The following is a 14,198-nucleotide window of genomic DNA, read 5'->3' as shown; positions in this document are numbered from 1 at the left end:
CAGCGTCACGCCGCCTGGGCCTGCAGGGCCACTTCCAGCAGCTTCGCCACGAGCCCACGCGCGGCCTTCACGCGCGCCTCGAAGGGCAGTTCGCGCAGCAGGGCCAGCTTGTGGTCGGGCCGCAGGTTCACCAGCCCCTTCTGGCTGGAGACCCAGGCCACCAGCCCGGCCGGATTGGCGAAGCGGTTCTTGTGGAAGGCGACCACCACGCCCTTCGGCCCGGCATCCACCTTCTCCACCCCCGCCGCGCGGCATTGCAGCTTCAGCGCCACGACCTGCAGCAGGTTCTCGGTCTCGACCGGGATGGGCCCGAAGCGATCGGCCAGCTCGGCGGCGATCGCCTCGACCTCGGCATCCGTCATCAGCGCGCCGATGCGCCGGTACAGGCCGAGCCGCACGGGCAGCTCCGCCACATAGCTCTCGGGGATCAGCACCGGCAGGCCGAGATTGATCTGCGGGGTGAAGCTGCCCTCGGTCTCACGATGCTTGCGCGAACCGGCGCGCAGATCGGCCACGGCCTCCTCCAGCATCTCCTGGTAGAGCTCGATGCCGACCTCGCGGATCTGGCCCGACTGCTCCTCGCCCAGCAGATTGCCCGCGCCCCGGATATCGAGATCGTGGCTGGCCAGGGTGAAGCCGGCGCCCAGATTGTCGAGCGTCTGCATCACCTCCAGGCGCTTCTGCGCGGTGGGCGAGAGGCGGTGGTGCGGCGGCCAGGTCAGATAGGCATAGCCGCGCTGCTTGCCGCGCCCCACGCGCCCGCGCAGCTGGTAGAGCTGGCCCAGCCCGAACATGTCCGCGCGGTGGATGAACAGCGTGTTCACGGCGGGCATGTCCAGCCCGCTCTCGACGATATTGGTCGCCAGCAGGATGTCGTACTTGCCGTCGCCGAACTCGGTCATCACCTGTTCGAGCTCGGTGGGCGCAAGGCGGCCATGGGCCTGGACCACGCGCGCATCGGGCGCGATCTCGACCAGGCGCTCGGACATGCGCTGCATGTCCTCGATCCGCGGCACGACGCAGAAGATCTGCCCGCCGCGGAAGCGCTCGCGCTGCACCGCCTCGCGCAGGACGAGGCCGTCCCAGGGCATGATGAAGGTGCGCACGGCCAGGCGATCCACCGGCGGCGTCGCGATCACGCTCATCTCGCGCACGCCCGAGAGCGCCATCTGCAGGGTGCGCGGGATGGGCGTGGCGGTGAGCGTCAGAACATGAACGCCGGCCTGGAGGTCCTTCAGGCGTTCTTTGTGCTTCACGCCGAAATGCTGCTCCTCGTCAACGATGACGAGGCCGAGATCGGCGAACTGGATCGTCTTGCCCAGCAGCGCATGGGTGCCGACCACGATGTCGATGGAGCCATCGGCGAGGCCGGCTTTCACGGCAGCCGCCTCCTTGCCCGTCACCATGCGCGAGAGCTGGGCCACCTTCACCGGCAGGCCGGCGAAGCGCGCGGTGAAGGTGCGATGATGCTGGCGGGCCAGCAGCGTCGTGGGCACGACCACCGCCACCTGCACCCCGGCCATGGCGACGGTGAAGGCGGCGCGCAGCGCGACCTCCGTCTTGCCGAAGCCGACGTCGCCGCAGATGAGGCGGTCCATCGGTTTGCCGGCCGCGAGATCCTCCAGCACGTCGGCGATGGCGCGGGCCTGGTCGTCGGTCTCGACATAGGGGAAGCGCGCGCAGAACTCGTCCCAGCTGCCTTCGGGCGGCGCCATGATGGGCGCCTCGCGCGTCTGGCGTTCGGCCGCGATGCGGATGAGCGCGGAGGCCATGTCCGCGATGCGCTGCTTGGCCTTGGATTTTCTCGCCTGCCAGGAGGCCCCACCGAGCTTATCGAGCGCGACGCCCGCGGTCTCGCTGCCAAATCGGGAAAGAATCTCGATGTTCTCGACGGGGACGAAGAGCTTGTCGCCGCCGTCATAGATCATCCGCAGGCAGTCATGCGGCGCGCCGCTCACCTCGATGGTGGCGAGGCCGTCATAGCGCCCAATGCCGTGGTCCTGATGGACCAGCAGGTCCCCCACCTCGATCTGGGTGGCGTCGGCGATGAACTGGTCGGCGCGCTTCTTGCGGCGCGGCGGGCGGGCGATGCGCTCGCCCAGCAGGTCCTGCTCGGCGGCGATGGAGATGTTGTCGGCCGTGAAGCCGCGTTCCAGCCCCAGGATGCCGACGCCCACCGTGCCGGGCGTGAGCTTCTGGAACTGATAAAAATCCTCGACGGGCTCGGCCGCGACGCGGTTCTCGCGCAGCAGCGTGACCAGCCGCTCGCGCGAGCCGCGCGTCCAGGCGGCCAGCATGGGCTGGCGGCCACGTCCGCGCTCGGTCTCGGCATGGGCGCCATAGGCGGAGAAGAGGTTCTCGCCCGCCTGGCGGATCTCGGTGAAGAGCCGCCCTGCCCGCCCGCCGGCGTCATAGCCCGCCGCGCCATCCGGTTTGTGGAAGGGGGAGAAATTGAGGCGCTTGCCGCCCGCGAGCATCGCGTCCCAGCCGGCCTGATCCAGATAGAGCATCTTCGGCGGGGCGGGCCGGTAGGGCACCTCGCCCTCGCTGATCCGCGCGGGGATGCGGCGGGCCTCGTAATGGTCCTGGATCATCTCCAGCCGCGCGGCCAGGGCCTCGTCGGCCTGGGAATCGAGGCTCACCGACGCGCCGGGCAGGTAGTCGAGCAGCGTCTCCATATGGTCGTGGAAGAGCGCCGCCCAGTGCTCCATCCCCGGATGCCGCCGCCCCGCGCTGATGGAGGCATAGAGCGGGTCTTCCGCCGCCGCATTGCCGAAGAGCTCGCGATACTCCGCCCGGAAGCGCTCGATGGAGGGCTGGTCGAGGAAGACCTCGCCCACCGGGCGCAGGGTCAGCCGGTCCAGCCCCGCGCCGCTGCGCTGGGTGCCGGTGTCGAGCCGGCGGATGCTCTCGATCTCGTCGCCGAAGAGGTCGACGCGCACCGGCTCGCTCTCGCCCGAGGGGAAGAGGTCCAGGATGCCGCCGCGCACGGCGTATTCGCCGGGCTCCATCACCGTGCCCGTGCGGTTGTAGCCGTTGGAATCGAGGAAGCGCGTGACCTGATCGATCTCGGCCCGTCCGCCCTTGCGCAGCAGCAGCGCCGAGCCCGCGAAGGCCGTGCTCGGCGGCACCTTCTGGACCAGAGCGTTCACCGTGGTCAGCACGATGCGGTGGCCGGCCGGCTTGGTGGTCAGCTCGGCCAGGGTCGCCACGCGCTCGGCCACCAGCTCAGGATTCGGCGAGACGCGGTCGTAGGGCAGGCAGTCCCAGGCCGGCAGGCGCAGGATCTCGGCCTCGGGCATGAAGAAGGCCAGGGCATCGGCGAGGCGGGCCATGCGTGCGTCGTCGCGGCAGACGTGGAGCACCGGCTCCTGGCTCTCGACGCGACGCTGGCGGATCAGGAGGGCGTCATAACCTTCCGCCGCTCCATAGACGTCCAGCCCCTTTGGCAGCCCGCCACTCATCGCAGATGGTCCGGCAGGCCCGAGCCGGGGAGGTCGGCGGCGGCGATGATGCGGTCCAGCAGCGGCCCTCGCGCCGCGTCGGGGACGGGCTGGCGGCCGGTGAGCCAGTCGGTCAGGTCCACATCCAGCATTTCCAGGATGCGTTCCAGCTCGTCCAGTTCCGCCTCGGAGAAGCCCGCGATGTTCCGGCGCACGAAGCCGCCGATCATCAGGTCGCACTCCTTCGTGCCGCGGTGCAGGGCCCGAAACAGCATCCGGCGTTGGCGGGTGGGAAGTTCGGGGGCTTCGTCAGGACTCGTCACGAGTGCCATATAGGCCCGCGTGAGCCAGACTGTCAGCCTCCCGGGTCTCCTAGAACCCCTTGATTCGCTTCCTGGCGTAGGTCCGAAACGGGCCTTGCTGCTGGAGAAGGCCTGCGGCGGCGCGCGCGTGCTCGACCTCCTCTTCCATCTTCCGGACCGCGTGGCCGAGCGACGGCGCATCACGCACCCCATGGAAGCCGCGCCGGATGTCGATTGCGTCCTGCGCGTCACGCCCATGTCCTACCGCTCCGCCATGAGCCGCGCCGCCCGCCGCTATATCGAGGTGCGGACCGAGGAGGAGGTCACGCTGCGCTTCATGCAGTCCAACCTCGGCTGGATCGAGCGATTGCTGCCGCGCGGGGAGAACCGCTTCATCTCGGGACGCATCCGCCCCGAGGGCGAGGCCTGGTCCTGCATCAGCCCCGACGTCGCCAAGGACGAGGACGCCCTGCCGACTCTGGAGGCCGTCTGGACCCTGACCGAGGGCCTGGCGCGGGGCCATATGGCGCCGGCGATGCGGGCCGCCCTCGACCGCCTGCCCGATCTGGCCGAATGGCATGACGGCCCGCTGATGGCGCGCGAGCAATGGCCCCCCTTCGCCGAGGCCCTGCGCGCCCTGCACGCCCCCGTCGTCCGTGCTTCGGAAAAGCCCTGGGAGCGGCTGGCCTATGACGAGATCCTGGCCGGGCAGATCGCCCTCGGCCTGCTGCGCCGCCGCCGCCGCGACGCGCCCGGCCGCGCTCTGACCGGCGATGGGAGCCTGCGCCGCAAGGCCCTCGCCGCCTTCGGCTTCCCCCCCACCGCCGACCAGACCCGCACCCTGGCCGAGATCGAGGCCGACCTGGCCGCGCCGCACCGCATGCTGCGCCTGCTCCAGGGCGATGTCGGCTCGGGCAAGACGCTGGTGGCGGTGCTGGCCATGCTCCAGGCCGTGGAGGCCGGGGGCCAGGCCGCCCTCATGGCGCCGACCGAGATCCTGGCCCGCCAGCACGCGCGAACGCTGGAGCGCATCTGCCCGGTCCCGACCGCGCTGCTGGCCGGCAGCGTGAAGGGGGCGGAACGCCGCCGCGTGCTGGCAGGCTTCGCGGATGGCACCATCCCCATCGCCATCGGCACCCATGCGCTGTTCCAGGAGGCGGTGGAGTTCCACGATCTCGCCCTCGCCGTGGTGGACGAGCAGCACCGGTTCGGCGTCGCCCAGCGGCTGGAGCTCTCGCGCAAGGGCAGCGAGGTGGACATGCTGGTCATGACCGCCACCCCCATCCCGCGCACGCTCCAGCTCACCCAATGGGGCGAGATGCAGGTGAGCCGGATCGCGCAGAAGCCGGCCGGGCGGAAGCCCATCGCCACCCGCATCGCCAGCGGCGCACGGCTGGAGGAGATCACGGCCCGCATGGCCTCGGCCGTGGAGCGCGGCGAGCGCGCCTATTGGGTGGTGCGCGCCATCACCGGCAGCGACCACGACGACAGCATCGCCGCCGAGACCCGCTTCGCGGAGCTTTCCGAGCGCTTCCCGGGCAAGGTCGGCCTCGCCCACGGCGAGCTGGACGTGGACGTGCGCGAGCAGGCTTTGGCGGATTTCGCGACCGGGCGGACGCAGATCCTGGTGGCCACCACGGTCATCGAGGTGGGCGTGGACGTGCCGGAAGCCACCATCATCCTGATCGAGCAGGCCGAGCGCTTCGGGCTTTCCGCTTTGCATCAGCTGCGCGGCCGTGTCGGGCGCGGCTCCAAGCCGTCCTCCTGCCTGCTCGTCCATTCGGAAGGCCTCACCGAGAGGGAGCGCGAGCGCCTGCTCATCCTGCGCGACACGGAGGACGGCTTCGTCATCGCCGAGGAAGACCTCCGGCTTCGAGGCGGCGGCGAGGCGCTGGGCACCCGCCAGGCCGGCCAGGTCCTGTTCAGGCTGGGCCTGCGCGGCGAGGAGGACTCGGCCGCCGAGCGCCGCCAGCGCGCCCTGATCGAGATGGGCGCGACCGACGCGGAGGTGCTGCTCCAGCGCGATCCGGACCTCACCTCGCCGCGCGGAATGGCCGCCCGCGACCTCCTGCGCCTCTTCGACAAGCTCGATGCCGTGGCGATCCTGGCCGCCGGGTGAAATCTCCGCGACTTGAAAACCCCGCCCCCCAGGGTAAACCGGAGGCCGGATTGGGAGATCTGGATTGTCTGCACTCATCGAGATCGAAGGGCTGACCAAGAAATTTGGCGGCTTTACTGCCGTGGACGGGGTCAGCTTCTCCGTGGCCAAGGGCGAGGTCGTGGGTTTCCTCGGCCCCAACGGCGCCGGCAAGTCGACCACCATGCGCATGCTGGCCGGCTTCATGCTGCCCACGGCCGGCACCGCGCGCATCTGCGGCCATGACGTGGTGGAGATGCCCGTCGCCGCCAAGCGCGAGCTCGGCTTCCTGCCCGAGGGCGCGCCCACCTACCCCGAAATGTCGGTGACGGATTTCCTGTCGTTCTGCGCCCACATCCGCGGCTTCCGCGGCTCGGAGAAGGACGACCGGATCGCCGAGGCCATGGCCAAGACCCAGCTGGAAGGCGTGCGCCTCCAGCCGATCGAGACCCTCTCCAAGGGCTTCAAGCGCCGCGTCGGCCTGGCCCAGGCGCTGCTGCACTCGCCCCCCGTCCTGGTGCTCGACGAGCCCACCGACGGCCTCGACCCCAATCAGAAGCACGAGGTGCGCGAGCTGATCCGCGCCATGGCGCCGGAAAAGGCCATCATCATCTCGACCCATATCCTCGAGGAGGTGGCCGCCGTCTGCTCGCGCGCCATCGTCATCGCCCGCGGCCGGGTCCTGGCCGATTCCACGCCCGCCGAGCTGGTGGCCGATGGGCGCAGCATGGACGACGTCTTCCGCGCGCTCACTTTGGGAGAAGCGGCATGAGCGCGGCCATGGTCGTCGCGCGGCGCGAATTCGCCGCCTATTTCGCCACCCCCGTCGCCACCGTCTTCATCGTGATCTTCCTGGTGCTGTCGGGGTCGCTGACCTTCACGCTCGGCGGCTTCTTCACGCGCGGCCAGGCGGATCTCATCCCCTTCTTCAGCTTCGTCCCCTGGCTCTTTCTTTTCCTGGTCCCGGCGCTGACCATGCGCCTCTGGGCCGAGGAGCGGCGCCTGGGCACCATCGAGCTGCTGCTGACCCTGCCCATCACCGCCGCCCAGGCCGTGGTCGGCAAGTTCCTCGCCGCCTGGGCCTTCTGCGCGGTGGCCCTGGCCCTCACCTTCCCGCTCTGGATCACCATCAACATCCTGGGCCGGCCCGATAACGGCGTGGTGCTGACCGGCTATCTGGGTTGCCTGCTGGTGGCGGGCGCCTATCTCGCGATCGGCGCGGCCATCTCGGCGCTGACGCGCAACCAGGTGATCGCCTTCGTGCTCGCGGTCGCGGCCTGCTTCCTCTTCGCCGCCGCCGGCTCGCCGGTGGTGACGGAGTTCCTCTCGGCCAACCTGCCCGTGCTGGCGGATGTGGCGCGCGGCGTCTCGGTGAACGAGCGCTTCTCGGGCTTCACGCGCGGCGTCGTCTCGGCGCGCGACATCCTCTTCTTCGCCAGCTTCATCGGGTTCTGGCTGTTCCTGAACGCCGTCATCCTCGAACACAAGAAGGCGGATTGATCCCATGCGGAACCGTCGCCTCACCTATTCCGCCCTCGGCGTGCTGCTGGCCCTCGCCCTCGCCATCGGCGTCAACCTGCTGGCCGACCGCACGCTCTACGCCGCGCGCGTCGACCTCACGCAGCAGCGCCTCTACACGCTCTCGCCCGGCACGCGGCAGGTGCTCGGCAGCCTGCAGGACCCGATCACCTTCCGCCTCTTCTATTCGCGCAAGCTCGGCTCGGAGGTTCCGCAATACGGCACCTATGCCGGGCGCGTGCGCGAGATGCTGCGCGAATACGTCGCGGCCTCGGGCGGCAAGATCCGGCTGGAGTTCTTCGACCCCGAGCCCTTCTCCGACGTCGAGGACCGCGCCCAGGCCCTCGGCCTGCAGGGCGTCCCCGTCGACCAGGGCGGCGAGCAGGTCTATTTCGGCCTCTCGGCGGCGAACCTCACCGATGAGGAGCGCAACATCCCCTTCTTCCAGCCCGAGCGCGAACGCTTCCTGGAAGCGGACCTGACGCGGCTGGTCTTCGAGCTCTCGCACCCCGCGCGCCCGGTCATCGGCGTGATGTCGGCCCTGCCGCTCAACGGCGATCCGCGCGCGATGATGATGCGCCAGCCGCAGCTCGCCCAGCCGCAGGTGATCATCCGCCAGCTGCGCGAGACCTTCACCGTCCAGGACGTCGCCATGGACGCCCAGGTGATCCCGGCCGCGGTGCAGATCCTGCTCCTCGCCCATCCGCAGCATCTGTCCGACGTCGCGCAATACGCCGTCGACCAGTTCGTCATGCGCGGCGGCAAGCTCTTCCTGATGCTCGACCCGCATAGCGAGATGCAGGCGAGCCGCCCCGGCCCCGGCGGGCGTCCGAACACCGACACCGCCTCCTCCCTGCCGCGCCTGCTGAACGCCTGGGGCGTGGATGCGCCGGACGACCAGGTGGTGCTGGACCTGCGCGGCGCCTGGCGCGTGCGCGCCGGCCCGCAGGACCGCGTCCAGGCCGTCGACTACATCGCCTGGTTCAACCTGCAGGGCGACAGCGTGAACCGCACCGAGGTCGCCACCGCGCAAATCGAACAGGTGACGGTGGGTTCCGCGGGCTTCCTCAGCCCGCGCGAGGGATCGGGCATCGAGTTCATCCCGCTGCTGACCAGCTCGGCACAATCCATGGTCGTGGACGCGGCCAAGGTGCGCAACGAGCCCACGCCCACGCGCATCCTCGCCGACTTCCGCGCGGACGGGCAGCGGCGCGTGATCGCCGCGCGCATCCGCGGCAACCTGCGCACCGCCTTCCCCGACGGTGCCCCGCCGCTCGCCGAAGGCATCGAGCGCGTGGCCGACTTCCCCGCCCATCGCGCGGCGACCGAGGGTCCGGCGAATATCGTCGTGACCAATGACTCCGACATCCTGGAGGACCGCTTCTGGGTGCGCGTGCAGGACTTCTTCGGCCAGCAGGTCGCCACGCCCTTCTCGGGCAATGGCAGCTTCGTGGTGAACCTGGCCGACACCCTGGCCGGTTCGGACGCCATGATCAGCCTGCGCTCGCGCGGCGAGGGCCAGCGGCCCTTCGAGCTGGTGGACAACATCCGCCGCCAGGCCGATGCCCAGTTCCGCCAGTCCGAGCAGCAGCTCACCGAGCGGCTGACGGCCACCGAGCGCCGCCTGCGCGAGCTGCGCCAGGGCACCGCCCCGGCGGGCGTCGAAGGTGCCGCGCGCAACACCAACCAGACCGTCATCACCCCCGAGCAGCGCGCCGAGATCGACCGCGCCCGCGAGGAGATCGCGGCCACGCGGCGCCAGCTGCGCGGCGTGCAGCTGGAGCTGCGGCGCGACATCGAGACGCTGGAATTCTGGCTGCGCGTCTTCAACATCGCCTTCGTGCCCGTGCTGCTGACCGTCTTCGCGGTGACGATGGCCCTGGTGAGGAGCCGCCGTCGCGCGGCGGCCCGCGCATGATGGGCCGGCGCGGATTGCTGCTGCTGGGCGGGGCGGCCGTCGCCACCTTCGCCGGCGCTTATCTCCTGAAGCCGCAGAACGAGTCCGAGGGCGTCTTCGTCCCCGGCACCCTCGCCTTCCCCGGCCTCGCGGCGCGGCTCGGGACGGCGATGCGGATCGAGATCACCCGCCACGGCCAGGCCGTCACCCTGATGCGCGACGGCGATGCCTGGCGCATCGAGCAGATGGCCGGCTACCCCGCCCGCGGCGAGCGCATCCGCGAGATGCTGACCGGGCTGACCGAGCTGCGCCTCGTCGAGGAGCGCACCTCCGACCCCGCGCGCCATGCCGATATCGGCGTGGACGACCCGGCCCGCGAGGGCAGCACCGCCGCGCGGCTGCGCGTGCTGGACGGCCAAAGCGGCGTGATCGCCGAGCTCATCCTGGGCCGCCGCCGCGTCCGCACCCAGGGCAATGTGCCCGAGGCGATCTATGTGCGCCGGCCGGACGAGCAGAGGTCCTGGCTGGCGGAAGGGCGCGTCCTCGCCGATGCCGACCCTTCGCTCTGGATCAACCGCGACATGGCGAGCTTGGCGCCCGAGCGCCTGCGCCGCATCGACATCGCCCGCAGCGGGGAGCCCGCGCTCGCGCTCGCCCGCGCCGGCGAGGTGGACGCGCCGCTGGAGGTCGTGGTGCCGGCCGAGCCCCTCGTCACCGATCGCGGCGCGCTGGACGAGGTGGGCCGCGCCTTCGACATGCTCACCTTCGTCGAGGTGCGCCACGAGGCCGACACGCCCGGCGAGGCGCTGGGTCAGAGCCGGTTCCACTACACCGACGGCCTCACCATCACCGCGACACCGCTGCGCGACGGCCAGGTGCTCTGGGTGAAGCTGCGTGCCGAGGGCGATAGCGACGAGGCCCGCGCGTTCCAGGCGCGCTGGGACGGCTGGGCCTATCAGCTCGGCATCTGGAAGGAGAAGGCGCTGATCCCGCGCCTCGCCGACCTGCTGCCCGCGGCCCCGGCGGCCGAACCGGAGCCCGAGCCCGCCGCCCCGCCGCAGTGAGCGACGAGCGCGAATACCCCGACCGCCCCTGGGTCGGCATCGGCGTGGTGCTGTTCCGGGGCGACGAGGTGCTGCTGGTCCAGCGCGGCAAGCCGCCGCGCGTGGGCTCCTGGTCGCTGCCCGGCGGCGCGCAGCATCTGGGCGAAACCACGCAGATGGCCGCGCGGCGCGAGCTGCTGGAGGAGACGGGGCTGCAGGCCGGCCCGCTGATCCTGGCCGACGTGATCGACGCCATCTCGCTCGATGCCCGCGGCCAGCCGCGCTATCACTATACGATCATCGACTACTGCGCGCATTGGCATGCGGGCGAGGCGAAGCCCGGCGACGACGTCGCGGCCGTGGCCTGGGCAGGACCGCGGCAGCTGGCTGCCTATCAGCTCACCAAAGCCGCGCTGGACGTCATTTCTTTGTCCCGACAGAGGCTTGCCGAACTCACGAAGTAAGCCTCAACATGGCCGTATGATTAAAGGGAAAACGGCCATGATGATGCGACGCAGCATGCTTCTTGGGGCAAGCGCCCTCCCTCTGGCAGCGCCGGCCCTTCACGCCCAGGGACGCACGCTGCGGCTCGTGGTTCCCTTCCCGCCCGGTGGCGCCGTCGACCTGCTGGGGCGAATCATGGCCGAGAAGCTGGCGCCCGTGGTCGGCGCCTCCGTCGTCATCGAGAACCGCGGGGGCGCAGGCGGGATGATCGGGGCGGACTTCCTCGCCAAGGGCGACAAGGACGGCACGATGATCGGGCTGCTCGGCGTCACCGTCGTCTGCGCCTTCCCCTTCATGACGAGCCGGCTGCCCTTCAACCCGCGCACGGACTTCGCCTCCGTCTCGCAGGTCACCGACGGCGCGCTGATGTGCGTGGTGAATGCCGAGAATGCGCGGCGCAACGGCTGGACCGACTTCCGCAAGCTGGTGGAGTGGAGCCGCGCGCATCCCGAGCAGGTGAAGATGGGCAGCAGCGGCACCGGCACGTCGAGCCACATCAACATCGAGGCGATCAACGCGGCGGCGAACGCCAAGATCCTGCACGTGCCCTATCGCGGCGGCGGCCCGGCCATCACGGACACGCTGAGCGGGACGATCGACATGATGTTCGACGTGATGCCGGCGCTGATGCCGCATGTGACGAGCGGGCGCTTCGTGGCCCTGGCGGTGAGCTCGCACGAGCGGCTGTCGATCCTGCCGGAGGTGCCGGGGATGAAGGATTTCGCCGACCTCGGCCTGGGGCAGCACAACGTCTCGACCTGGAATGCGGTGATGGCGCCGGGCGGAACGCCGGCGGCGCATTTAACGCGGCTGCATGCGGCGATCCGGACGATCGCGGCGCAGCCGGACTTCGTGGAGAAGCTGAAGCCGCTGGGCTACGAGACGGTGGTGAGCGAGAGTCCGGCGGCGCTGGATGGGCTGATCGAGCGGGAGACGCCGGTCTGGCAGCGGCTGGTGCAGGTTTCGGGGGCTAGGTTGGAGTAGAAATCCAACCAAGGGCGCTCTCGGCGGGCCTGAGGCGCACAGCGTCAAAAGCACGCCTGGAGCTATGTTCGGCAAAAAGGCGGTCTATTTTCAGACCGTCACACCGGCAGGTTATCGATCAACCGAACCTGACCTAGCCAAGCCGCTCCAAGCACACGGGCTGGCTCGTCCAGCCGTCCTAGCTCCGAAAACTCTCGCGCACTTCGCAGCGCCACGTAATCCACCTGCCGGAACCCAGCCTCCCGCAGCCGTTCCTCCGCCTCCCCGCAGGCCTCCGCCGACGTAGCCCCCGCTTTCAACCGCTCCGCCGCCTGCGTCAGCGCGGCATACATCGCCGCCGCCTTCACCCGCGCCTCCGGATCGAGGTAGGCATTCCGCGAGGACAGCGCCAGGCCATCCACCGCCCGCACCGTCGGCACCGTCTCGATCGCGACCGGGATCGCCAGGTCCTCCACCACGCGGCGGACCACCATCACCTGCTGCCAGTCCTTCTCGCCGAAGACCGCCACATCCGCCCGCGTCAGCCCGAAGATCCGCGAGCAGACCAGGGCCACCCCGGCGAACATCTGCGGCCGGTGCGTCCCCTCCAGCCCCTCGGCCGGCCCGCCCATGGCGATGCGGGTCGCGAAGCCCGGCGGGTACATCACCTCCACCGGGGGCGCGAAGAGCAGGTCGCACCCCGCCGTCTCCAGCTTCGCCACGTCCCCGGCCTCGTCGCGCGGATAGCGGCCGAGATCCTCGTGCGGGGCGAATTGCGTCGGGTTGACGAAGATCGTCGCGATCACCCGCTGCGCCAGCTCCCGCGCGCGGGCGACGAGCGCCAGATGCCCCTCATGCAGATAGCCCATGGTGGGCACGACGGCGACGCGGTCTCCCGCGTCGCGCCAGGCGGAAACGGCGGCCGCGAGTGCGGCCGCGTCACGAACGATCAACATCCTCAGCGACGATCCGTCAGATAGCGAGCGACATGCCGATCGGCGGCGTCGCGTCTTCCGGAAGCGGGCACTGGTAGGGGCCGCCCGCGCGCGCGGCGTGGTCGGCTTTGGCCGCCGCGATGATCGCGGGGTTGTTCAGCGCGTCGATTGCCGTGCCGGCCATCACCTTGGCCACATGCACCATGCCCTTATGAGCGTGGGGCAGCTTGCCCTGGGCCGTCGCCTGCCAGGAATGCAGCGGCGTGCCGATGGCATGCGTCGCACCCCGTGCCTGCACGGTCGGCACCTTCCAGGAGACGTCGCCCACATCGGTGCTGCCCACCATCGGCGCGCGCTTGGAATCGAGCGGCACGATGGCGTCGGTCAGAGCGGATTCGATGATCGGCATGCCCATCTTGCGGAAGGCGGAGGAGACGTCCTCGGCCGAAAGCGTGTCCTGGAACTTCTTCGCCGCCGCGCGGTCGGCGGCGTCGAAGGGCGGCGGGCCGAGGCGATCCAGGTTGTCCTGCATCAGCTTCTCGAGCGGGTCGTTGCCGAGCAGGTTGGACACGGCCGAGATCACCTGCGTCGTCACGGTCGTGCCCGTCATGAGCGCCGCGCCGTCCGCGATCTTGCGCACGCGCTCGACCAGCGGCTTGAGCGAGGCCACGTCCGAGGCGCGGATCAGGTAGCGCACCTTCGCCTTGGCCTGCACCACATTGGGCGCCACGCCGCCGGCATCGAGATAGGCGTAGTGGATGCGGCTCTCGGAGGGGACGTGCTCGCGCAGGTAGTTCACGCCGACCGACATGAGCTCCACCGCGTCGAGCGCGCTGCGGCCCAGATGCGGCGAGGCCGCGGCATGGCTGGCGCGGCCGTGGAAGGTGAAGTCGATGCGCGTATTGGCCAGCGAGATCGGCTCGTTCACGCCGGCGAAGGAGGCCGGGTGCCAGGAAATGGCGATGTCCACGTCGTCGAAGAGGCCGGCGCGGGCCATGAAGCCCTTGGCGGCGCCGCCTTCCTCGGCCGGGCAGCCGTAATAGCGCACGCGCCCCTTGAGGCCGTTGGCGGCCAGATAGTCCTTCACCGCGGTGGCGGCGAGAAGCGAGGCCGCGCCCAGCAGGTTGTGGCCGCAGGCATGGCCGTTGCCGTCGCCGGGAACGGGGGTGTGCTCGGCAACGCCCGCCTCGTTGGACAGGCCGGGCAGCGCGTCGAACTCGCCGAGGATGGCGATGACCGGGCCTTCCTCGCCCGACTCGCCCATCATGGCGGTAGGGATGCCGGCGAGGTTTTCCGTGACCCGGAAGCCTTCGGCGTTAAGATAGGCCGTGTGCTCGGCGGCCGAGCGGGTCTCGGCATAGGCCAGCTCGGGCATGCCCCAGACGCGGTCGGAGAGCTCGATGGCGGCGTCCTGCTTGGCCTCGACGTGGCGCCAGACGGGTTCGCTGTTCTTCAT

11 protein-coding genes are annotated in these 14,198 nt (G+C 70.3%); 7 read left to right on the top strand and 4 right to left on the bottom strand.

All coding sequences use genetic code 11. The annotated features are described in order from the left end of the window. Positions 1–5: 5 nt before the first annotated feature. Positions 6–3,464, bottom strand: a complete 3,459-nt coding sequence (gene mfd / locus ACO057_RS19245) for a transcription-repair coupling factor (RefSeq protein ID WP_421994461.1) — start codon at positions 3,462–3,464, stop codon at positions 6–8. Continuing rightward, positions 3,461–3,718, bottom strand: coding sequence for a succinate dehydrogenase assembly factor 2 (locus ACO057_RS19240; protein ID WP_421994459.1), 258 nt, complete (start codon positions 3,716–3,718; stop codon positions 3,461–3,463). Before ACO057_RS19240 ends, mfd begins: the two co-directional genes overlap by 4 nt. Positions 3,719–3,785: 67 nt before the next feature. Here ACO057_RS19240 and recG point away from each other — a divergent pair, with 67 nt between their 5' ends. The 7 genes from recG (at position 3,786) to ACO057_RS19205 (ending at position 11,828) form a co-directional block, all read left to right on the top strand. Beyond that, positions 3,786–5,864, top strand: coding sequence for an ATP-dependent DNA helicase RecG (gene recG / locus ACO057_RS19235; protein ID WP_421994457.1), 2,079 nt, complete (start codon positions 3,786–3,788; stop codon positions 5,862–5,864). A 64-nt stretch (positions 5,865–5,928) separates the two neighbouring features. Then, the gene (locus ACO057_RS19230; protein WP_421994455.1) at positions 5,929–6,654 is read left to right on the top strand and encodes an ABC transporter ATP-binding protein; all 726 of its coding nucleotides are present in this window, start codon (positions 5,929–5,931) and stop codon (positions 6,652–6,654) included. After that, positions 6,651–7,382: an ABC transporter permease gene (locus ACO057_RS19225; RefSeq protein WP_421994453.1), complete on the top strand. Its 732-nt coding sequence runs from the start codon at positions 6,651–6,653 to the stop codon at positions 7,380–7,382. The genes ACO057_RS19230 and ACO057_RS19225 overlap by 4 nt, the downstream gene beginning before the upstream one ends. Positions 7,383–7,386: 4 nt before the next feature. Then, a complete protein-coding gene (locus ACO057_RS19220) occupies positions 7,387–9,318 on the top strand; it encodes a GldG family protein (protein WP_421994451.1) in 1,932 nt (643 codons plus the stop codon). Then, positions 9,315–10,361, top strand: coding sequence for a DUF4340 domain-containing protein (locus tag ACO057_RS19215; protein ID WP_421994449.1), 1,047 nt, complete (start codon positions 9,315–9,317; stop codon positions 10,359–10,361). The genes ACO057_RS19220 and ACO057_RS19215 overlap by 4 nt, the downstream gene beginning before the upstream one ends. Further along, complete coding sequence (locus tag ACO057_RS19210; RefSeq protein ID WP_421994447.1) at positions 10,358–10,804, top strand: NUDIX hydrolase; 447 nt, start codon at positions 10,358–10,360, stop codon at positions 10,802–10,804. The genes ACO057_RS19215 and ACO057_RS19210 overlap by 4 nt, the downstream gene beginning before the upstream one ends. A gap of 37 nt (positions 10,805–10,841) precedes the next feature. Then, on the top strand, positions 10,842–11,828 hold the full coding sequence (locus tag ACO057_RS19205) for a Bug family tripartite tricarboxylate transporter substrate binding protein (RefSeq protein WP_421994445.1): 987 nt from the start codon (positions 10,842–10,844) through the stop codon (positions 11,826–11,828). A 98-nt stretch (positions 11,829–11,926) separates the two neighbouring features. On the opposite strand, the gene panC is transcribed toward ACO057_RS19205, so the two are convergent. Then, positions 11,927–12,763, bottom strand: a complete 837-nt coding sequence (panC, locus tag ACO057_RS19200) for a pantoate--beta-alanine ligase (RefSeq protein ID WP_421994443.1) — start codon at positions 12,761–12,763, stop codon at positions 11,927–11,929. Between the two features lie 16 nt (positions 12,764–12,779). Beyond that, on the bottom strand, positions 12,780–14,198 hold the full coding sequence (locus tag ACO057_RS19195; RefSeq protein ID WP_421994441.1) for an amidohydrolase: 1,419 nt from the start codon (positions 14,196–14,198) through the stop codon (positions 12,780–12,782).

This window comes from Roseococcus sp. (assembly GCF_965227005.1).
GTDB lineage: Bacteria > Pseudomonadota > Alphaproteobacteria > Acetobacterales > Acetobacteraceae > Roseococcus.
The sequence above is the reverse complement of the archived record's forward strand: the minus strand, read 5'-3'. Positions and strand labels throughout refer to the sequence as shown.

Bases quoted from the DNA above. Each gene is read 5' to 3' on its own strand.
- ACO057_RS19195 (WP_421994441.1), bottom strand. From the start codon at position 14,198: ATGAAGAACAGCGAACCCGTCTGGCGCCACGTCGAGGCCAAGCAGGAC.
- ACO057_RS19220 (WP_421994451.1), top strand. From the start codon at position 7,387: ATGCGGAACCGTCGCCTCACCTATTCCGCCCTCGGCGTGCTGCTGGCC.
- ACO057_RS19205 (WP_421994445.1), top strand. From the start codon at position 10,842: ATGATGATGCGACGCAGCATGCTTCTTGGGGCAAGCGCCCTCCCTCTG.
- panC (WP_421994443.1), bottom strand. From the start codon at position 12,763: ATGTTGATCGTTCGTGACGCGGCCGCACTCGCGGCCGCCGTTTCCGCC.
- ACO057_RS19215 (WP_421994449.1), top strand. From the start codon at position 9,315: ATGATGGGCCGGCGCGGATTGCTGCTGCTGGGCGGGGCGGCCGTCGCC.
- mfd (WP_421994461.1), bottom strand. From the start codon at position 3,464: ATGAGTGGCGGGCTGCCAAAGGGGCTGGACGTCTATGGAGCGGCGGAA.
- ACO057_RS19240 (WP_421994459.1), bottom strand. From the start codon at position 3,718: ATGCTGTTTCGGGCCCTGCACCGCGGCACGAAGGAGTGCGACCTGATG.
- ACO057_RS19225 (WP_421994453.1), top strand. From the start codon at position 6,651: ATGAGCGCGGCCATGGTCGTCGCGCGGCGCGAATTCGCCGCCTATTTC.